Below are 21,792 nucleotides of genomic sequence, written 5' to 3'. Positions count from 1 at the left end.
TGACATCTAACTAAATAAAAGGAGACCACAAAATTATGGCATACACTTCAAGAGATTTATTAAACGAGTTTGGTCGGTTAATGCACACGTTCCAGAAACGGGGATTTTCAGCCGTTTCAAAAAAGTCACGAGAGTTTTGGGCAAACCAGCCTAAGCGCGGGCAGATGCGATTGATCTATCTGTTATCGCAAAAGGATGAGTTGACTAACTCCCAAATCGTTGACGAATTGGACATTCGCCCAAGTTCCGTCAGCGTCATGATCAAGAAATTGGAAGAGGACGGGCTGGTTGAACGGCACGACTCACCGGATGACAAGCGGATCAGTTTGATTTCATTGTCAGACAAAGGTCGCGACTTGATCAAGAGTTCTCACGACTTCAAGACAGAATTCTCTGACTTCTTATTTGACGGCTTAAACGATGATGAAAAGGAAGAATTTGGTCGGTTGTTCGCTAAGCTCACCGATAGTCTGGATGAAAAGTTCAGCAAGTGGGACGACGGCGAAGAACGCCCAGACTTCTTCGATAAAGCACCAGAACAATTCTTCAACGGGCGTGGCGGATTCCACGGCTTTAACGGCCACCACCAAGGCCACGGTAACCGCAACGGATTTGGTTGGGGTGGTCGCAATGGTTTTGACCAACACGACGGTCGTGGCTTTGACCCACGCAACGGGTTTGATCCCCGCAACGGTAACGGTTTCGACCCATCAGATGGGAACTGGGGTAACGGCCACGGCTTCGACCCAGATGACGATACTGAATCAGAAAAATAGATTAAGTTCAAGATAGAGGAGATCTCAAATCATGCAACGTCGAGCACCTGAAGCACCACGGGGCGGTCAACAACAACCCTACGCATTTAAGAAACAAAAATTTAATTTTAAGGCTTTCGCAAAATTAGTGGGCAGCATCAAACCCCATTTTTGGGAATTAGCGATTGGCTTGATTTTAGGGTTAGCCGCCACCGGGATGCAATTAATGGTGCCCCAGTTTGCTAAGCAGTTGATCAACCAGTTAGGCCACCACATGAACACGGGCCTCATGGGGCTTGTGATTGCCTTCTTCGTTTTGAGCGCACTGATTAGTGCCGTTTCGGGCAGCGTCCTTGGCTTCTTCGGTGAGGATGTCGTTCGCAAACTTCGCAAGTTTTTGTGGGCTAAGATTCTCAGATTGCCAGTCAGCTACTTTGACGAGACTCGTTCTGGGGAAATCTCATCTCGGCTGATCAACGATACGTCACAAGTTAAGGACCTGTTGGCCAACTCAATGCCGACTATGGTCACTTCCATTCTCCAACTTGTTGGGGCACTAGTTTTGATGCTCCTAATGGACTGGAAAATGACGTTGATCATGTTCATTGCCGTGCCACTGGTGTTAGTCGTGATGATGCCAGTCATCAGACAATCCCACAAGATCTCAATTGCCCGCCAAGATGCCCTCGCTGACTTTAACGGTCAGTCCAGCGAAATTCTCAGCGACATTCGGTTGGTTAAGTCTTCCACGGCGGAAGATCTGGAACACGAAGACGGCAACGGTAAGATTGAAAAACTGTACAAGATCGGCATCAAGGAAGCCATTTACGACTCCATTGCCAGCCCGCTGATGCAGATGGTGATGATGGGTATGATGGTCGGCCTGCTGATTTACGGCGCAAGCCGGGTCGCTTCTGGCACCATGACGTTTGGGACGTTGATCTCATTTCTGATGTACCTGACCCAAATGATCGGACCGTTCACGCAAATGAGTCAGTTCTTCACTGATATGGCCAAGACAAGCGGGTCAACCGCTCGGATTCAAGAGATGCTGCAGATGCCTGAAGAGGACCAAACCTCTGGCGAATCTGTTGCCCTTGACGGCAAGACGCTCGCTGTTGACCACGTTGACTTTGAATACGAGAAGGGGCAACCGATCTTACAGGACGTTTCCTTTGAAGCAAAGCCAAATACAGTGGTTGCCTTCGCCGGTCCTTCCGGTGGTGGGAAATCAACCATCTTTGGTTTGTTGGAACGCTACTACAACCCAGACAAGGGTGAAATTAAGATTGGCGACACCACTGTTACGGGGGTCAACCTCACGAACTGGCGGAGTCAAATTGGATTGGTGAGCCAAGATGCTGCTATTATGGCCGGCACCATTCGTTACAATTTGACTTACGGCCTAGACGGCGAGTACACGGATGACCAACTCTGGAATGTTTTGGAAATGGCCTACGCGAAGGATTTCGTTTCCGACATGCCTGACGGACTTGACACTCAAGTCGGTGAACGCGGGGTCAAAGTTTCCGGCGGTCAACGGCAACGGTTAGCGATTGCGCGGGCCTTCCTGCGAGATCCTAAGATCTTAATGTTAGACGAAGCCACGGCTAGTCTGGACTCCGAATCTGAAATGATGGTTCAAAAAGCCCTTGAAAAGTTGATGCATAACCGGACCACGTTAGTTATTGCGCACCGACTCAGCACAATCGTTGACGCTGACCAGATCTACTTCATTGAAAAGGGTCAAGTCAGCGGTCACGGCACCCACAAGGAACTCATCAACAAGTTACCTTTGTACCGCGAATACGTTGAAAACCAAATGATGTTGCAACAGGCACCGCAAACTGCTTAATCAGGTTTGACAAGAAAACAGGGTCTTGGATGGCCCTGTTTTTTTGTTAGCTTAATAGTCCGTTGCACTCCGTAATTTGGGACTTCATCGTGGTGGCTCGCGATGAAGCTAATTCGATTTCTGCTGCGCAGCTCTCGCATGGATCTTCATCGTCTCGCATGTTACTAAATGGCCGAAGAACGCGCCCATTAAGTAACATCGACACCACGATTCCGTCCCAAATTACTCCGTTCCACTAACTTTAAGCAAACTGCTAACAACGATTAAGTATCGAATTTCAGTTAAACCTAGTTTGTAGAGAATCCGCCCTCGACTGCAAGCAACTCATTAAGAATAATGCTTCTGTCTTTGCGAAGTTCCGGATCAAGCGACATTGGCATAAAGCTTGCAAACAGTGAGATTACTATTGTTGCAGAGCTAATTTAAAGTAGCGTTTGTACAAGTCGGTGGAACGCAAAGACAGTTTAGATTATATATAAAAGGAAGTAGACCACCATGACGTTAAAGAACACCAAAGCATTAACGAATTTGCATCCAGAGATCAAGCAGTTCCAAGAGAAACTGTGGGCACAGTATAGTGATGAAAATCGGACAGCAAAACCTGGACAGATCGTCTTTGTCGGGTCGTCGTTGATGGAGATCTTTCCGATCGAGAAGATGCAAGCCGAGCAGAATCTTGGATTAAGCAAACACATCTATAACCGTGGTGTCCGCGCCACGACGACGGCTGATTTGTTGGCGCACATGGATGACCAGATTTTTGATTTAGCACCCAGCAAGATCTTCATCAATATTGGGTCAAATGACATTGGTTTTGGCGTGCCTGAAGCGACATTTCTCGCCAATTACAGTGAGATTTTGAGCCAGATCAAGGCTAAGTTGCCAACCACGGAAATTTACGTGATGGCCTATTACCCAACAAACCACACGGGCAAGTTTAGCGATGGGGATGAGGGTGATGCCCTGTTGGCAAAACGAGGGAACGATGCGATGGCTGATGCCAGTGATAAGGTCGCTACTTTAGCAAAACAACAGGCGGTTCATTTCATCAACGCCAACGCTGGGTTGACGGATGAAGCGGGCAACTTGAAAGCGGACTTGACGTTTGACGGCGCCCATATGCTGCCAGCGGGGTACGAGATTGTCTTCGATAATTTAAAACCATATCTGAATTAATTAAAAGAGACCAGAAATCAGTGCGATTTCGGTCTCTTTTTTTGCGTATTTTTTATTCAGACGCTTACGTTTGAAGCATTGCTATCATTGGAAACCTGCAGTCGAGGGCGGAGTTCTCTTCGAACTGTCCTCGACTGTATTGCGATACTTAACAGATTGGCAGCATAAAGCTCAGAGTGAGTGGAATGGAGCAATTTGGCACGGTATCGTGGTGTCGATATCACTTGATGGCCGTTCTTTGGCCATTTAGTGATATGCGAGTCGAATGAGATCCATTCGAGAGCTGCGCAGCAGAAATCGAATTAGCTCAGTCGCGAGCCACTTCGATGCCGTGCCAAATTGCGGAATGTAACGCCATCTCAAACTACCGAATTAAACCGCACGCCCACGCTGCAACAGATAGATCGCAATGATGACCAAGACAGACCCAACGACTTCGACCCAGGTGATCTGCAGACTCAAAAACAGGACACTCAAGATAAACGTGACAACGGGTTGAGCGGCGTCGACGATACTGATGACGTCGGATGGTGCGAAGTTCGTACTGTACAGCAACAGGCTGAACGGTAGAATCGTGCCGACAACGATTACCGTGCTAATCGAAAGCACAAGTTCAGTGGTGATTGGCGGCGTGTTGACCCACACCGGGCGGTAACAGTTGAACAGGATACCGGCGATAAAGGTCCCCCAGCCAAGAATGACCATCGGCGAGTGCCCCGCCTTAACGATGGGTCGTGGTAAAACGACGTAGAAGGCTGCCGTGATTCCGGAACCGATGCCCCATAACAGGGCGTTCATTGGGATAGCAAGTTGTGACACGTCGCCCTTTGTGATGGCCAGGAAAACACCCAGCGCAGAAACGACGAAGGCAATCAGGTCGCTTCGAAACGGTTTTTCATGTTTGAACACGAGACTGCCCACAACGATAAAGAGCGGGCTGAGGTACTGCAAAATGGTGGCGGCTGCGGCCGTCCCGGTTTGAACGGACATGTAGAACGTCAGCAGGTTCGCCATGAGGCCAAATACAGCGTAGGCCAACAGCCAGCCAATTAAGCGCCACGACCGAAAAATGTCAAAAATGGCCATCCGGTAGCGCATAAAGCTGATGATCAGCAGAACGACGCCAGCGCCAATGGTTCGCGTTGATAAAAACCAGCTGGCTGGAATGTGCTGATTTTGCGAAATGAACTGCAGGACGGTACCTGAAATGCCCCACATCGTTGACGCCATGATGGCCCAAAACATGCCCTTACGGACGCTGCCGCCAACCTGTTGTTTGAGTTCCATAGTCAATTCCCCTTAGTTTTCAATCTAAACAGTTATTTTACTAAAGGAACCTAAGAGATAAATGGGAGAAAAACGAAAAACAGTCTCATTTTTGCGACACTTTTACGACCCGTTTTCGATTATTTGGTATGATAGGGGCAACGATGATAGGGGAGGCAACATGATGCTAAAAATTGAGCACCTCGCCAAACACTTCGGCGACCTGGAAGCACTGCATGATATTAATTTTCAGGTAGCGGATGGTGAGATATTGGGGTTGATCGGCCAAAATGGGGCTGGTAAATCGACGACGTTTCACAGCATTTTGAACTTCTTAAGTTACGAAGGCACCATTTCTTGGAATGACCAAACCATTAATGAAACGGTCTTTGATCAGATCGGCTATTTGCCGGAAGAGCGCAGTCTAATGCCCAAACTCACGGTGGAGCAGCAGATCCTCTACCTCGCGCAGTTGAAGGGGCAGCCAGCGCGCAAAATTAAGGGTGAGATCGATGACTGGCTGCAGCGGTTTGAGGTGAAAGGCAAGCGCACGGATAAGATTCGGGCGTTGTCGAAGGGGAACCAGCAGAAGATTCAGTTGATCTGCACGCTGATTCACCGACCATCGCTGATTATCCTGGACGAACCGTTCAGCGGGCTGGATCCGGTCAACGTCGACCTGCTGGAACAGGCAATCTTAACTGCCAAGCAGCAGGGCGCCGCCATTATTTTCTCCAGTCACGATATGGGTAACGTGGAGGCGCTGTGCGACGAGCTGGTCATGCTGCGCCACGGCAACATGGTGTTGCACGGAGAAATTCGCGAGATTCGTGAGCAGTTCGGTAAATCAGAGATCTTCGTGACTACGGACTGGTCGCAGGCAGACTTGCTGCAACTTGACCACGTGATCGACCTGAAACAACTGTCCCGCCGCCGATTCATGTTGCGGGTGGATGATCCGGCTGCCGGCCAGCCCATCTTCCAGCAATTGTCCGGTGGCCATTACATTGAAGAATTTAGTCAACAGCCACCAACACTGGACGAAATTTTCCGACTGAAAGCGGGTGATGGGCATACGTAAACTCTGGTTAGTCACGGTCAATACTTATTTGCGGCAAGTGAAATCATGGAGCTTCCTGATTTTAGTCTTGTCCCCATTTGTGATGATTGGGCTGTCGTTTGGCATTGGCTGGATCTCAGCAAATTCAGCTAGCAGCGGTGACCAGATCGCGGTTGTGTCGAATCAACCAGCATTACGGGCTGCTTATCTGAAAACGACCAGCAAGGCTGACGTGAAGCAATCCATCACAACGGTTGCCGAGGCTAAACAGGCACAGAAGACCGAGAAAATTCAGGGTTACCTTGTCCTGACAGGAGGTCAGCAGCTCAAGGCCGTTTACCATGGGTCGCAGGCACTGAGCAGCACGCGCAAAGCCAAATTGACCACCTTTTTGACGAATATGCAGACCCAACAAAACGTTGCCCAGGCGAAACTGACTAAGCGCCAAGTGGTCACACTGCAGCAACAGCCCGTCGTGCAACAGCGGGTCACGTCGAGTCTGGGACTCAAGAAAACCGCAAAAATGGCGTCGTTTTGGATCCTCGTCTTCATGGTGTACATGATCCTCACAACCTATTCGTCGATTACGGCACAGGAAATCGCCTCTGAAAAGGGGACGAAGATCATGGAGATCATTTTCTCCAGCACCACGGCGTTGAAGTACTTTCTGGGAAAGATCTTTGGCGTACTGCTCATGATCGTGACCCAGCTTGTCGTATACGTTCTGGGCGGTTGGGCCAGCCTCACCGCGGCACAACACTTTTCCGCCACCCGCGAGATGTACCACACCTACCACGGTCTCATCAATCAGGTAGTTGGTAACCTGATGAGCATCAACCTGGTCTTTCTGTTCGTTGGTGTCATCCTCTACACCGTTTTGGCGGCGTTCTGCGGGGCGCTGGTTGCTAAGCCGGAAGATTCCTCCAAGGCGGGCTACCTAGCCGTCTACCTGAGTATGATTACCTTCTTCGCGACCTTTCCGTTTCAGAGTAATGCGGATGCGCTATTTGTTAGAATCATGTCGTACATCCCATTCTTTTCTTCCTACTTCATGCCCATGCGCATCATCAACGGCACTGCAACCACGCTGCAGATCAGCGTTTCCATGCTGATCCTCCTCGCCACATTGCTTGGCATGACCTGGTACATTGGCCGCATCTACGGCGGACTCATGCTCCAAACCGATGACGGCAGTTTTTGGAAACGGCTTCGGCGGGGATTGGCGAACTGAGAGGGTTTCTGGGTTCGTTGCATTCCGCGTTTCAGCTATGTTGCCGAAAAATACTGTCTATTCCGTTGCATTGCGCGATTTGGCACTCCGCTGTGGTGGCTCGCGATGAAGCTAATTCGATTTCTGCTGCGCAGCTCTCGAATGGATCTCCATCGTCTCGCATATCACTAGGTGGACGAGAACCGCGCCCACCAAGTGATATCGACACCACAGCTCCGTGCCAAATCGCTTCATTCCACTAACATCCAGGTTACTTCGTCGTTTAGCCAAGTATCCAAAAACAGTCGAAACCAGTTCGAGGAGAATCCGCCCTCGACTGCGGCTATGCCATTGTCAGCGAAGCTATATACTAAGAGCGTGCCAGTGGTACCATGAAGTTCCAATCAAAATCATCAGATAATTGGCAGCGTCAATTACTACAAAAAATCGTAAGGCCACAACGGTCTTACGATTTTTTAGTCTGTTTTTCAAATGTGGTGAACGAGTCTGGTACCGGCGCCTCTACCAAGACTGTTTTAAACGTATACGGTAACGGCAACTTCACTTGCCAGCTATGCAGCAGCATGCGCTGGCGCTGGTTATCGGTGGCGTACAGCGGGTCGCCCACGATGGGGTGACCCAGGTCGGCGAAGTGGACGCGGATCTGGTGGGTGCGGCCGGTTTGCAATTGAACAGCCACCAGCGTGGCGTTGGCCGTTCGGCGGATGACGCGGTAGTGGGTGATCGCCGCTTGCGGATGTTCTCCGTCAACCGTGCGTTTTCGCTGGTCTTCCGGGTCGCGGCCAATCGGCAGACTAATGGTGCCGTGATCTGTCTGTAGTTGCCCGTGCACCCACGTGAGGTAGGTACGCTGAATCAATTTTTCCTTGATCAGCCGAACTAAAATCGGGACAACGGCGGGATCCTTACCCACAATCAGCGCGCCGCTGGTTTCTTGGTCCAGCCGGTGGATCATGTGGGGCTGTTGCCCGTGCGGTGCCAGATAGGCGGCAACGTGGTCAAGCGTCGCGCCAACTTCGTCGGGCTGATTGACGTGCGTCTTGCTCCCAGGCGTCTTATTGACCACCAACAGCCCGTCATCTTCATAAACAACGTCAACGGTAGCGGCACTATCCGGCGCAATGTCTTGAAAGGGCGTCTGAAAATCCGCAGGAACAAATCTCAGCGCAACCAAATCACCGGCGTGAACAGAAAAGTTAACGGGCAAATAGGCTCCATTAACAAGCACACGCTGTCCACGCTTCAGGCTGTAGATCAAATGCTTAGGCATGAACCAGTCCTGCATGAGCAGCTGCCGTAACGGCTTAGAGATGAAATTGTCAGGTAAGGTAGCAACATGTTCCCATTGCATAAAGGTCGACCTCGTTTTTGATTTGAGTGAGAAAGTGAACGAACAATTTGTTGGCGGCCACCCTGAAAGAAGTGACCATCGCCACCAGTTAAGCAGAGGGGTTACCTGATAATGGCTGACCTGCAGTCGAGGGCGGATTTCGCCGCAAACTGGCATTGACTGTATTTTGATCCTTAGCAACCATTTGAAGTGAACTCAATGTGAGTGAAATGGCGTAATTTGGCACGGAGTTGTGGAGCCACCACAACTCCGTGCCAAATTACGGAATGGAACGCAAGCTCCAGCAAATTCCAACATACTAAAAACGGACTGCCAAAAAGCAGCCCGCAATCTTTAAGATAAATGATCCATTATTTGTCCAACTTAGCTAATGCAGCTGGCTTAACGATTAGAACGTCGCAGACAGCGGAACGGCTGACGTAGTTGGTAACGGAACCGATCATTAACCGTTCAACGGCAGTGAGGCCAGTGGAGCCGATGACGATCAGCTGAGTGTTGTGGTCAGCTGGGAATTCACGGGCGATGACAGGCTTTGGATTCCCGAAACGCACGTGGATGTCAACGGAAGGTACGCCGGCGTCTAAGGCTTTTTGCTTGAGTTCGGCTAACCGTGATTGGACGTCTTCAGAAAGCTTGTAGATCACGTCACCACTGACAGCACCACCATAGGTATCACTGAATTGGTTGACTTCCAACACGTTCAGAATATCCAAATGGGTGTTGTTTAACTTTGCTACTTCAATTGCTTTTTCAAGTACTGGATCAGTCGCTTTTGACCCATCGACTGGGGCCAGAATGTTTTGGTATTGTTGGTTCATATGCGCCACTCCCTCACATTTATATATCAGTTTAAGATAAAGCTTGTTGTAAGCACGCGATGGTTTTTGCCCAACAAAGAGAACCATTTGTACTTCACCCTCTAGTTTACCATAATCTGCGAAATTGCTTTAACAAAAAAGGCCTATTTTTGGGTAAACTGCCAAAAGATTGTGTATAAATGCACGAAATGATGGCCTTTAAAGCCCGACATTCCGGCGATTATGTAAGAAAGTTAAGCGGTTTCTTTTTCTGAAAAAAGTTGTAAAATCAAGGTAACACTGTAAAGGGAAGTGCGATTATGTACTACTACAACATGGCATCACACGATATTGGGTATAATTTGGCAACGGAACAGTATTTAATGAATGAAAAGGACTTTGGCGAGCCGCTTTTGCTGTTCTACTATCAGACCCCATGCATTATTGTGGGTCGGAATCAAAATACAATGGAAGAAATTAATCAAGATTACGTCACCAAACACAACATTCAGGTCACGCGTCGGTTATCGGGTGGCGGGGCTGTGTTTGATGATCTGGGCAACCTGTCATTTAGCTTCGTGGTCGATCGTGACGACGACCGGTTTGGCGATTTCAAGGCCTTCACGAAGCCAATCGTTGACGCACTGAAAGAAATGGGTGCCACCGGAGTTGAAGTTTCCGGGCGAAACGACATCCTGGTTGACGGCAAGAAGTTCTCCGGCAACGCGATGTACGTGAAGAACGGTAAGATGTTCTCCCACGGCACGCTGATGCTGGACGTGGATCAGAGCATCGTTGAACACGCGCTAAACGTGCCGGAAGACAAAATCAAGTCCAAGGGCATCAAGTCGGTGCGGTCGCGGGTCACGAACCTCAAGCCGTACCTGGCCCCTGAGTATCAAAACCTAGACGTGCCAGCATTTCGCGACATGCTGCTGAAGAAGCTCTACAACGTGAGCGACCTTTCGGAAATCGCGGACAAGGCCTATACGCTGACGGACGCAGATAAGGCTGCCATCCAGAAGCTCTACGACGACTACTACAATAACTGGGACTGGGTCTACGGCACCTCACCGGACTTTACGGTCAAAAAGCGCCAGCACTTTGACGCCGGCACCATTGATGCGCGAATCCTGGTCAAGAATGGCGAAATCGACACGATCACGTTCTTCGGGGACTTCTTTGGCGAAAAAGATGCCAGTGAGGTAGCGGATAAACTCAAGGGCGTCCGGTACGACGAGGCCTCGCTGACCACTGCGCTGGCGGCCATCGACACCACTGACTATTTCTCAGGCATCGACAACGCCACCTTAGTGAAATTGTTGAGCTAATGCCGGTATCAGGCAGATTGGATCAACACAAATGCTGTAACCGATTACATGACTGTGTTAAACTAGACAAGTAAAAGATTGGTTATTTAATATGAAGGGAAGTTTGGATATGCGCTACGTATCAATGACAGCACATGATATTGGCCGTAACTTAGCCACTGAACAATATTTGATGAACAACAAGGACTTTGGGGAACCGTTGTTGCTGTTCTATTATGAAAAGCCATGTATCATTGTTGGCCGTAACCAAAACACGCTTGAAGAGATCAACCAGAAGTACGTTGAGGAAAACAATATTACCGTTACCCGGCGTCTTTCGGGCGGTGGCGCGGTCTATCAGGACCTTGGCAACCTGTGCTTCAGCTTCGTGCTGGACTCAGACTCTGAACAGTTTGGCGACTTCAAGTCGTTTGTCCAACCCATCGTGGATGCCTTACATGATATGGGGGCAACCTCTGTTGAAGTTTCCGGCCGGAATGACATTTTAGTCGATGGTAAGAAATTCTCAGGGAACGCAATGTATACTAAGAACGGCAAGACCTTCTCACATGGGACCTTGATGTTGGATGTGGATCAGGATGTGATCGCCAACGCCTTGAACGTGCCAGAAGATAAGATCAAGTCAAAGGGGATCAAGTCGGTTCGTTCACGGGTGGCTAACTTGAAGCCGTACTTGGCACCTGAATACCAAAATATCACCGTCCCAGAATTCCGTGATATTTTATTGAAGGAACTCTTCCACGTGGATAGCCTGGATGCCATCAAGGATAAGGAATACGTTGTTACCCCAGACGAGCAAAAGGAAATCGACAAGATCTACGAACAGTACTACAACAACTGGGACTGGGTTTACGGCACATCTCCTGAATTCACCGTTAAGAAGCGCCAACACTTTACCTCAGGCACCATCGATGCCCGGATCCTGGTAGAGGGCGGCAAGATCAACAAGATCACCTTCTTCGGCGATTTCTTCGGCCCGCAAGATGTCTCAGAGTTAGCTGACAAGCTGACCGGCATCAAGTACGACCGCGAATCCCTTGAAGGGGCACTTGCGGATGTGGACATTAGCAAGTACTTTATGGGGATTTCTAAGGATGAGCTGATTGATTTGCTGGCTTAATTGAATGAATTTTAGGGAACCCTTGGTCACTTGATGTGGATGGGGGTTCTTTTTTTGGTGGAAAAGATATGTCATTTATAATATACATAACCAAAATATAATGATTTAGTCATGACAACTGTTTATATATAGTAAATAAAATACAGAGTACAGTGGTATTGTTTTATAATTTGATAAAATCTTCACAAACAATCCCAGGAAAATCCATACATTGCACACATTTAAGTTATAGTATTGATAACATAGAGAAACGAACAAGTGAGCAAAAGTTTGGCTTCAATTGTTCGTTTATAAATCGAAAAAGAGGAGACTTGAATGCCTATGGCGGTGAACTTGCACCATCTCAGTTGCTAGTTGCGAATGACAATCCAGAAAGGAGCCAACTCAATGCCTCAACATCAATTCAGAAACACATTAATGTCCGACACTCAGCATACTCCCAAGGGGGAAATGACCATGACTACAACTAACATCAAGAAGACAAGCAAGAAGAACCGCCTGATTTACGCCGCATTAGTTGCCGCCAGCATGATGGGCGTTATCGGCTCTACGCAGACCTTAGCTCATGCGAAGGGGAATACCGACCCAACCAGTAGTAGCGTTGTCACGAATGTAAAAGCGCTTCAGGCACTGAAAGATGGTGATAAAGAAGCTTTTGACACATCCATTCAGTTAGGTGCAGATGCGCTGGTTGTTGGGGATTATGAGGCAGCAATTTCAGCTGGTGTTACCTGGATCAATGATTTTGATGAATCACAATTGAACGCTTGGGATGCACTGGCATTGGTTCGTAGTCCGGAAGGTATTTCGACCGAAAAGGCTACTGCAATCTACAACAATATTTTGGCTTTATATCCGGGAACTAATCATCAAGTTACCGATTATGAACGAGACATTATTGGGCTTGTCGCAATTGGAGAGGATCCCACAAACGTCAACGGTACCAACTTGATTCAGGAAACAATTGATGGTATTGCTGATGGACAAGGAGATATTTATGCAGTGATGTATGGACTCCTCGCATTAATATCAGCTGATACGAAAGGTATTGGTGATTATCAAAGCGAGATTGATACGCTAACGACACGTTTGATTAATATGCAAAATAGCGACGGATATTGGACTGATGAGTATGGGTACACATTAGATGTTACGGGTATGGTCATGCAGGCACTTGGTTCTTATCAGGGCACAATTGATACATCGACGTCTATTTTTTCGGCTCAGGGTGCTGTTCAAAATATTCTATTACAACCTGATACAGGTGAATTCTTGGACCCAGAGCAAGGAACTGATAGTATTAATTCTAGCAGTGATGCAATGATCATTGCGGGCTTAGCCGCTTGTGACATTGATCCGGATGAGTTGGGTGCAACAGTATCACCAGTTGACGCATTATTAAGTTATCAGGTTCCGGAAGGAGAAACAGACGCCGGTAGTTTTAATTGGCAGCCTGCTCTAACATACAGTCGTCAATCGGCAACTCAAGAAGCGGTATATACGTTGGATCAATTTGACTATTTTAAAGCCAACAAAGGATCTATCTACAATTTTTCAGAATAATTTCATGAAGCCGAGAAAATGAATGAAAAACTTCGATTATAATTAAAAGCTTGTATTATAACAGTAGAGCTTCACTGGTTTGAAACCGGTGGAGCTCTATTGTTGGTGCGCCCGGCATGGGCGCCAACTAGACGGTGAAAGTCCGTTGCGGGCCGTAGTAGTCGGAACCGCAAGTCAATGACAAGGGTGTCCATCGTGAGGTGGAATCTGAAGGAAGTCGGCGACAAAGTACCGCATTGATGTACAAGAATCAGCTATAAGGCTGTGTTGGTCGGACGAGGTTGCCAAACAAACCAAAGTCCAATACTACTCGAGACCATCGCAGTAAAGCTGGCAATGACATGGTACGAAAGTGGGCGTTCTTACCCGGGGAGGCCTGTATCGTACGTTCCCGACAAGAGGCGCGCTAAGCGCCACAGGAACAAACATCGCAGTGATGTGGTGCAGAACGATACAGGAGTCAGCCGAGGCCATAGTAGTGGTATCTGCCACGAAGGGCTGAACAATAATAGGTCATCATTGATATTGGAGGTGGAGACAGTGCAACAACCGCAGAATACAGAAAAAGCTGACCGCCGGCGGACAGTAGGACTGGAAGCCCAAGAACAAGTCGGGGTGCGTAGCACTGACTCTGGTGAAAATACGATGATGAACGGCACTAAGTTTCAAGAGTTAGTCTTAGACCGAAATAACCTGAGCGAGGCTTATCTTCGCGTCTGCAGAAACAAAGGTGCAGCAGGACTAGACGGAATGACCGTTGACGAACTGTTGCCCTACTTGAGGAAACATAAACAGGAATTACTGCAAGCTTTACAAAACGAGACCTATCGGCCTCGTCCCGTTAAGCGGGTTGAAATTCCAAAACCTAATGGTGGTAAACGCAAGCTCGGAATACCAACTGTGATTGACCGACTTGTTCAACAAGCCATGGCGCAAGTCATGGTGCCAACATTTGAGCGTGTCTTCTCAGATAATAGTTTTGGGTTCCGACCGAATCGAAGTGCTAAAGATGCCATTGATAGAGTGGTTCAGTTCTACAATCAGGGCTATCACTATGTCGTGGATCTCGATTTAAAAGCATACTTCGATACGGTCAACCACGATCTGCTTATTAAATTTATTGAGCAGTATATTACGGATCCATGGATACTGCATCTCATTCGTCGCTTCCTAACCAGCGGTGTCATGAATGGTGGTCTATTTGAACAAAGTGATAAAGGCACCCCTCAAGGTGGCCCCTTATCGCCACTTTTGGCTAACATTTATCTCAACGAACTGGATAAGCTGTTAACTTCCAGAGGTCATAAGTTTGTCCGCTATGCGGACGATTGTAATATTTATGTCCGAAGCAAACGTGCTGGAGAACGGGTTCTGACTAATGTTACTCGCTTTCTTGAAGGCGACCTAAAGGTCACCGTCAATGAGGACAAGACATCAGTAAGTTCGCCTCTGCGGGCCAAGTTCCTGGGATTTTCCTTGGGGGTTGGTCGAGGAGGTGCGTATGCGCGACCTGCTTGGCAGGCCAAGCAACGCATCAAGTCTGCACTCAGGAAAATGACCAAGCGCAATCGGGGCGTTTCGTTAAACCTGGTGTTTAACGAGATTCATCAAAAGATGCGTGGGTGGTTACAGTACTATTCGGTCGGGAAAATGACCAATTTTATCCGTCACTTAGACGAATGGTTGCGAGCAAGGATTCGCCAGTATATTTGGAAACAGTGGAAGAAGCTCAAAACAAAGGTCAATCATCTTGTAAAACTGGGGCTTTCTGGCACCAGTGCTTATACAATGGCCAATACCCGTAAGGGTTATTGGCGAACTGCGCATAGCAAGACATTGACCTATACTCTGACAAACAAAAGACTGGAACGCCTTGGACTCATCAATATGAGCAAGACACTCCAGTCAATACAAAGTGCTTAAATTATTGAACCGCCGTATACGGAACCGTACGTACGGTGGTGTGAGAGGTCGGTAATTGAATTAATCAATTACCTCCTACTCGATTAGCTTTAAATAATTGAAATGAAATTGACATACAATTATGAGAAAAAGATTGAATGAGTGACATATAATAGTGCTAATGATTTAAATAGTGCTATTAAAATAGTATTTTTATGTAGATTTAGTTTAAAATTGCCTTTAACAAGCATTGACTAAAGTCTGATAATAGGTTTTCCAGTCTGCTAGTTTGTGTATATTTGTTTTTTTTTAGTTGATTCTGATTAAGGTCGAAACTATTATGTGGCACTTTGTGAAGTTATTGTATTTGCAAATCAATGTAAATATAATTTACATAATGGAAACGCTTTAATAATCATTAAATAAATTACTTGATACAAATCAGTGTAGAACTTTGGAGGGTTAGATTTTATGAAAAAAAGAAAATTAACCACTGGGATTATGTTGTTTTCAACAATTTTAGGGTTGATTGTACCTGCCTCGGCCCAAATTAAAAATAATCGGCTAGTGGGTGCTGATTATACGATGGCGCATGCAGACGATACAACGATGGTGACATCAGATGATATTGCTGATGCCATTTCACAGGTCAAAGAAGCCGCTTCACAGGCTGAAGATAAAGTATCAACTGGTTCAGCAGAAGACACTTTGAAAAGCATTTACAAACAGCATATTGAGCAATTAGAAAATGACATCATTTCAATCTTAAATACTACTGATTATAGTAAGACTACCGCACTTGCATTTGCATCCACCGAACAAAGTTATATAGCGGCCATCAGTAATTCGGCAACACCAGATGACTGGACGACAGCCTATTCGAACATTCAAACAGCAATAAATACTGAAATTCAGAAGCTTAATGACAATACAAATATTACAGCTGATCAAAGGGCAACTGATATTCAGACCGTCTCTGCTTTAGGTGAAAAATACTCCTCTGCTGAAGCAATTGGGAATATCACATCAACTGCTGTTACCGGAACCAATGCTGCTTATAAAAACGATCTCGGTTGGGCAAAGACAGCGATTAATAGTATGGTTAGTGGCGTGAATTCAAAAATTTCAACAATAGAAAAAAATGATGCAGCACCGACCTCCACACAAATTGCAACTTACGTTCAAAAACTCACTCAAGCAACGTCCTACGGTACTTTAAGTGATTCAGCGCAAGCCGAGACTAAACAATTGATTGCTGATTATACGACTAAAATGAACAATGCAAAGGTTTATGGTGACCTTTCCACTTTATATAGTGAGTTCACGGCGGCGTATGGTCAAATTAAATCTGCTGACAGTGCGACCTCCACGTCGACCAGTAAATCTTCCGAGCCATCAAGCTCATCAAGCTCATCAAGTTCATCTAGCTCGATACCATCAAGTGGCAATGAAACAGGGTCAACAGGTGCCAATAGTACTGGTTCATCTTCAGTCTCTAGTTCAAGTTCTTCGTCAGCAAACACGGATAGTTCAACAGGAAATGATACCGACTCAACATCTGCTTCTACCACTAGTTCATCTTCAACAGATGGTTCTTCCTCAACCGTGAGTGCAACGAATAAACAAGCGGCTATTATTGAATTAACAAATAATCACGATTTATATGTTACTGCATTGAAAGCAACTTTAACTGGAAATAGTCAGGTTGAGGCAACCCAAACTCAAAAAGATGCTGTTAATGCGGCTATAGCCAATGAGGATGCAATATTAGCTGAATATACTGATAAAATTAATGCTTCAACTTCTATGACTGAATGAACAATCGTTAAGGCTGATGGTAATGCGGCACTAAAAGCTGCTGGGACAACGACCCAGACTGCAACGGACGCTGAAAAGCAGGCTGCAATCCAAGCGCTTAATAATGCTGCTTCACAGCAAAAGACTGTCATTGCAGCCGATACAGAAGCTACTGATGCTGAAAAAACAGCCGCCGAAGCAATCGTTGATAATGAACTGAGTAACTATGTGGCACAAATTAATATTAATAATATTGCCTGAATTATTCATAGTTCATAAAAATCCCGTCAGTTTTCGTATTTTTTCGAAAACTGACGGGTATGTCTTTATCTTTTGCTGAAATACGATGTTTATCAGTTCTAGCTAGTGAGATCTTTCAACTAACTCAGAATTGCTTTGAACTTTTGGATACACTTGTCCCTTGGTTGTACAGATTTTTTTAATTTTGCCGGTTATTCAATAGCCTGGATACGCTGTAGAGCCTGGTAGAACAGCCGATGGTAAACATGATACGAGCTCAGCCGCAACTGAATGCGTCGGCCAGTATGCACAACACGTGCCGCAACTTTGAATAAACGGATCCGCAATGTGCTAACGCACAAGCCGGAATCATGTTTTGTCAGTGCTAGCTGCTTTAAAAAGTTGACAATATTGTAAGCCAGTACACTAACCATCATCCGGGCAGCATTGGCATTAAACGTTGAACTATCAGTCTTATCGAAAAAGAAACCTGTTTTAGCTTCTTTGATGTAATTTTCCATTTGGCTGCGTTTGTGATACAGTTCGAAGGCAGTTTCAGCCGTTAAATTAGTCAGATTAGTGACGATAAATTCATGTGAAAAGATCAGTTCACCAGCTACTCGAGTTGATTTAATATAAATCTGCCGTGGCTTAGGCCACGATGCTGATTGATAGATTTCAGAGTAGTAATGAGTCTCTTCCTCTTGCCACTGGGTTTGATCACTGATCTTGACGAACTTTTCAGCTAGATTCTGTAATTTTCGATTGCATTTGAGTCGAATAATGTAAAACACATCGTTGGCTTCACAGACATCGTAAACTTCTGGCGTGGCGAAGCCACTATCACCACGAACCAGAATGTCAGTCGTGGGCAGCTGAGTTTGATAATGCTTTAATAGTGGTGTTAAAAAAGCTTTTACATCTTTGCTGGTGTAGGCATTTCCAGGACGCAAGACAGCTTTCAATAAGTTACCATCTTGATCAGTTGCCAGTAATGGATGATATCCTTCAGTACCATAATGTGCGTTGTAGTTAGTGGCTTCCTGTTTGCCATAAGTGTCTGAGTGAGTCGAATCGATATCAATAATCGTGGCTGTCTGGTTGGTTAATAGTCGAACACGGTCGATCAAAGCCTCATTTAAAGTCTGTAATGTGCTAACACTATCTTTATCAAAGCGTTGCCAAAAACGTGATATTGTTGCTTGTGAAGCCAAAGACGGTTTATCCAATAATAATTTAAAAAGCGGTTCTTTTTCTAAAGAAGTTGCCGCAGAATCTGCGCTATAACCAGCAATAATCTGAAGAATTAACTGTTTTAAGATACTAGAATTACTGTGTTGACAATATCGTCGCTGGTCATTGAACCTCAATAGTTTGTCGGCCAAGATGGTGAACTGGAATTTTGCCATCAGCTCTACACACAATGTTAGCCCGCCATCGGAAGATAATTGACCACCCGTATGCGATACTAAAATGTTTTTGTTGAAATTTAATGCCATTTCCTGTAAAGTTTTCAATATAGAGTCCTCTTCTCTCATGTGGTTTTGTTTAGCAATTTAACTATACCAGAGCTGGGGCTCTTTTTGTGTACTTAAAAGGTGAAAATACAAAATACCCATCAAACGCGTGATGCATGTGTTTGATGGGTATTTTGCATATCTTTGTGAATAAATCAGGTATTGAAAAGAGTGTTGTCGATACGGCTCAAACAGCTGGTATTTCTATGATTCAAAGTATTACCGCAACGCACACTGCGGTGACCACGGCACAAAAAAATGCGGCGATTAACGCAATTATTAGCTCAGGAAATACAAAGAAGTTGGCTATTCAAAATGATGTGACAATTGTGGCTAACGACAAAATTAACGCCTATGCTGCCATCGATAAGATTGTTTCAGATTATGAAGTAAAAATTAACGCAGTAACTAAGACGGCAGATCTTGCCACACTACAATCGGCTGGAATTACCGCCGTTAACGCGTACACCGTGACTGGGACACCCCAAACTGACGCAACGAAGACATCATCAACTGATGACACAGTAAAGGCAACGACTACAACCAAGAAGTCAACCTCAACCAATAAGTACGTTTACGCTACTACCAGCATCAAGGTCTATAAGAGTTCTACTCTCAAAGGTAAAACAATTGCCAGCTATGGTAAGAAGACGCGTCAAAACCGGCCGACCTTCCAAATCCTCAAAGCAATCAAGAACAGTGCTGGTAAGACCGTTTACCAAGTAAAGGACCTCACCGTTAATAAGAAGGGTTACATTACCAGCAGTTCAAGTTCGGTTGGCAATCTTTATTACCAAACAAAAGCTGCTAAGGTAAAGGTCATCGACAATAAAGGTGTTAACCGCTACAAGAAGAGCAACCTGTCTGGTAAGACCTATCACTACAAGAAGGGTGCCACTATTAAGGTGAAGTCAATTACCAAGTACAAGAATGCGACACGCTTTAAGTTAAGCAATGGGCAGTACATCACTGCGAACAAGACGTTTGTGATTACTGTTGGCTAAAGTTTCACATGCACGTAGTTTAGAATCAAAGGGGAATCGTTAAATGTCAAAGAAGAAAATATTCGCGATCATCGCTAGTTTGGTCATTATATTTGGCCTGGGCTTCGCGGGCTACAGTGCGATGCACAAATCTGCAAGTAACAATAGCTATACTACGCAGAAACAGGACAAAAGTAAGACCAGTAGCTCTGAAAGCAGTAGTAGTGCACCCGAGAAGGCGGAAAAAGCTGTTTCCTCTAGTGCCAGCTCTGCCGCAACAAGCAGCAACGGTACGACCACTACCGACGCCAGTGGTAAGGTATCAAAGCTTAAGGATGGTAACAGTACTGGGACGACCGGTACAAACGGATCAACTGGTACAACCAAGAGTACGACTGGCAGTAAGAAGAGTGGTGTTAAATCTGTAACCGCATCGGCTACTACTCATAAGACAACCGCTCATGCTACTACGTCACACGCTGCAACCTGCAGCTTGATTGTCCGTGGCCCAATTAGTTCGGGAAACAAAGTGTTGCTTTCAGCGTCAAATATTCGTATTCACAGTGGTGATAAGGTCAGCACTGTTTTGAAGCGAGTTACTGCTGAGAAACATGTCGCACTTTCTTACCAAGGTGCTGGTGCCAGCATTTATATTCGGGGTATCAAAGGCCTGTTTGAATTTGACAAGGGTTCCGGCAGTGGTTGGTTGTACTCAGTGAACAACAAGTTCCCAGGTTATTCAGCTGGGAAGTATAAGGTGAAATCCGGCGACAAGATTCAGTGGCTGTACACTGAAAACCTTGGGAAAGACCGGGACGCACCACAGGTTACACAAAAGTAGGGTTTAAATTGAATTGAACAGGATGTTAGGAGGAACAACATGGTGAAGGGTAAGAAAATACTGTATGGGTTACTCAGCGTTTGCGCCACAGCGTTAGTAGGTGTGTCATTATCTGGCGTAACCACGCCAACTGCTAGTTACACGAAAGCAATCAACGCTGGGGCTAGTTATATCAAGACAAAGACCACTAAGAGTGATCTGGATGCCTGGGATGCTTTGGCTGTTAAACGGTCACCGTATGGTATGAGTTCTAAGGCGAAGGCAGTATTCAAAAAGGAATTAGCTGCCCACTTTAAAAGCTTAGACGGTCACTATTCTGCTGTCGATTATGAACGCAGCATGATTGGGGCATTGTCTATTGGCAGCAACCCAGAGAAGTATGAGAGCACTAACCTGGTTTCCGGTATTATCAAGACCGCACCTAAGTCTAACGCTGGAATTAACGGTAAAATTTGGGGCATTATTGCACTGAGTTCCAAGAACTATGGCAGCAAAAGTAACGCCGCTGTGAAGACCTTGGTTAGTCAGGTCGTTAAAGCACAGAACTCTGCCGGTGGTTGGGCAATTTCAGGAACAGCTAGTGATGTTGATGTAACTGGGATGGCCCTGATGGCTTTGAGTATGCACAAGAGTTATTCAGGCGTAAAAACAGCAATCAGTAAAGCAACTAGTTTGTTGAAGAACAAAGCCTATCAAAAATCTGGTGATTTCATCATCGCCAGCGCTTTCACTACCAAAGCCAACTCAGATTCAAACGCAATGGCTTTAGCTGGGTTATCAGCTGCCGGTGTCAACACGGATACTTATAAGGGTACAAGCAGTATTACGCCTGTAAAGCGGCTGATGAAGTTCCAGAAATCAACGGGCCAGTTCCGCTGGTTATGGAATAGTAATACTGGTGCGTTGCACATGTCTACACAACAAGCAACCTATGCACTAGAACAGTATCGGAACTACAAATTACACAAGGGTTCGATTTTTAGCTTCTAGAGTAGTCAAGAAATCAT

18 protein-coding genes are annotated in these 21,792 nt (G+C 46.1%); 14 read left to right on the top strand and 4 right to left on the bottom strand.

The genetic code is table 11. The features are described 5' to 3' along the window. Nucleotides 1–35: 35 nt before the first annotated feature. From AYR61_RS03440 to AYR61_RS03430, 3 genes are all read left to right on the top strand, one after another. Nucleotides 36–776, top strand: coding sequence for a MarR family winged helix-turn-helix transcriptional regulator (locus AYR61_RS03440; RefSeq protein WP_056986913.1), 741 nt, complete (start codon nt 36–38; stop codon nt 774–776). Between the two features lie 31 nt (nt 777–807). After that, entirely contained in the window at nt 808–2,610 is a 1,803-nt protein-coding gene (locus AYR61_RS03435; protein WP_065901691.1) for an ABC transporter ATP-binding protein, read from the top strand. A gap of 495 nt (nt 2,611–3,105) precedes the next feature. Continuing rightward, nucleotides 3,106–3,786: a GDSL-type esterase/lipase family protein gene (locus AYR61_RS03430; protein WP_065901689.1), complete on the top strand. Its 681-nt coding sequence runs from the start codon at nt 3,106–3,108 to the stop codon at nt 3,784–3,786. A 372-nt stretch (nt 3,787–4,158) separates the two neighbouring features. On the opposite strand, the gene AYR61_RS03425 is transcribed toward AYR61_RS03430, so the two are convergent. Next, on the bottom strand, nt 4,159–5,073 hold the full coding sequence (locus AYR61_RS03425) for a DMT family transporter (protein WP_056987452.1): 915 nt from the start codon (nt 5,071–5,073) through the stop codon (nt 4,159–4,161). Nucleotides 5,074–5,236: 163 nt separating this feature from the next. On the opposite strand from AYR61_RS03425, the gene AYR61_RS03420 reads away from it, so the two are divergent. After that, nucleotides 5,237–6,133: an ABC transporter ATP-binding protein gene (locus AYR61_RS03420; protein ID WP_065901687.1), complete on the top strand. Its 897-nt coding sequence runs from the start codon at nt 5,237–5,239 to the stop codon at nt 6,131–6,133. Next, nucleotides 6,126–7,343 (top strand): ABC transporter permease, encoded by a 1,218-nt coding sequence (locus tag AYR61_RS03415; RefSeq protein ID WP_065903763.1) that lies wholly within the window; start codon nt 6,126–6,128, stop codon nt 7,341–7,343. Before AYR61_RS03420 ends, AYR61_RS03415 begins: the two co-directional genes overlap by 8 nt. Nucleotides 7,344–7,788: 445 nt before the next feature. Here AYR61_RS03415 and AYR61_RS03410 read toward each other — a convergent pair whose 3' ends face one another. Beyond that, a complete protein-coding gene (locus tag AYR61_RS03410; protein WP_056987450.1) occupies nt 7,789–8,694 on the bottom strand; it encodes an RluA family pseudouridine synthase in 906 nt (301 codons plus the stop codon). Between the two features lie 350 nt (nt 8,695–9,044). Continuing rightward, complete coding sequence (locus AYR61_RS03405; RefSeq protein ID WP_054712595.1) at nt 9,045–9,512, bottom strand: universal stress protein; 468 nt, start codon at nt 9,510–9,512, stop codon at nt 9,045–9,047. A 299-nt stretch (nt 9,513–9,811) separates the two neighbouring features. Between AYR61_RS03405 and AYR61_RS03400 the strand changes: the two genes are divergently transcribed. The 6 genes from AYR61_RS03400 (at nt 9,812) to AYR61_RS15840 (ending at nt 17,465) form a co-directional block, all read left to right on the top strand. After that, nucleotides 9,812–10,822, top strand: a complete 1,011-nt coding sequence (locus AYR61_RS03400) for a lipoate--protein ligase (protein WP_054712598.1) — start codon at nt 9,812–9,814, stop codon at nt 10,820–10,822. A gap of 109 nt (nt 10,823–10,931) precedes the next feature. Then, on the top strand, nt 10,932–11,942 hold the full coding sequence (locus AYR61_RS03395; RefSeq protein ID WP_054712602.1) for a lipoate--protein ligase: 1,011 nt from the start codon (nt 10,932–10,934) through the stop codon (nt 11,940–11,942). 456 nt (nt 11,943–12,398) lie between these two features. Further along, nucleotides 12,399–13,505, top strand: a complete 1,107-nt coding sequence (locus AYR61_RS03390; protein WP_065901685.1) for a prenyltransferase/squalene oxidase repeat-containing protein — start codon at nt 12,399–12,401, stop codon at nt 13,503–13,505. A 540-nt stretch (nt 13,506–14,045) separates the two neighbouring features. Continuing rightward, nucleotides 14,046–15,428 (top strand): group II intron reverse transcriptase/maturase, encoded by a 1,383-nt coding sequence (ltrA, locus tag AYR61_RS03385; RefSeq protein WP_065901683.1) that lies wholly within the window; start codon nt 14,046–14,048, stop codon nt 15,426–15,428. A 450-nt stretch (nt 15,429–15,878) separates the two neighbouring features. Continuing rightward, nucleotides 15,879–17,225 carry a hypothetical protein gene (locus AYR61_RS03380; protein WP_065901681.1) on the top strand — a complete coding sequence of 449 codons (1,347 nt, stop codon included), beginning with the start codon at nt 15,879–15,881 and terminating at the stop codon, nt 17,223–17,225. A 3-nt stretch (nt 17,226–17,228) separates the two neighbouring features. Then, nucleotides 17,229–17,465: a DUF1542 domain-containing protein gene (locus tag AYR61_RS15840; protein WP_191982295.1), complete on the top strand. Its 237-nt coding sequence runs from the start codon at nt 17,229–17,231 to the stop codon at nt 17,463–17,465. A gap of 191 nt (nt 17,466–17,656) precedes the next feature. On the opposite strand, the gene AYR61_RS03375 is transcribed toward AYR61_RS15840, so the two are convergent. After that, complete coding sequence (locus tag AYR61_RS03375; RefSeq protein ID WP_065900857.1) at nt 17,657–18,961, bottom strand: IS1380 family transposase; 1,305 nt, start codon at nt 18,959–18,961, stop codon at nt 17,657–17,659. A gap of 125 nt (nt 18,962–19,086) precedes the next feature. On the opposite strand from AYR61_RS03375, the gene AYR61_RS03370 reads away from it, so the two are divergent. The 3 genes from AYR61_RS03370 to AYR61_RS03360 are packed head-to-tail and all read left to right on the top strand — an operon-like array spanning nt 19,087 to nt 21,775. Beyond that, on the top strand, nt 19,087–19,965 hold the full coding sequence (locus AYR61_RS03370; protein ID WP_065937528.1) for a DUF5776 domain-containing protein: 879 nt from the start codon (nt 19,087–19,089) through the stop codon (nt 19,963–19,965). Nucleotides 19,966–20,008: 43 nt separating this feature from the next. Further along, on the top strand, nt 20,009–20,785 hold the full coding sequence (locus tag AYR61_RS03365; RefSeq protein ID WP_054712257.1) for a DUF4430 domain-containing protein: 777 nt from the start codon (nt 20,009–20,011) through the stop codon (nt 20,783–20,785). 39 nt (nt 20,786–20,824) lie between these two features. Beyond that, the gene (locus AYR61_RS03360; RefSeq protein ID WP_065901676.1) at nt 20,825–21,775 is read left to right on the top strand and encodes a prenyltransferase/squalene oxidase repeat-containing protein; all 951 of its coding nucleotides are present in this window, start codon (nt 20,825–20,827) and stop codon (nt 21,773–21,775) included. Nucleotides 21,776–21,792 lie beyond the last annotated feature (17 nt).

This window comes from Secundilactobacillus paracollinoides (assembly GCF_001702155.1).
Lineage (GTDB): Bacteria > Bacillota > Bacilli > Lactobacillales > Lactobacillaceae > Secundilactobacillus > Secundilactobacillus paracollinoides.
The sequence above is the reverse complement of the archived record's forward strand: the minus strand, read 5'-3'. Positions and strand labels throughout refer to the sequence as shown.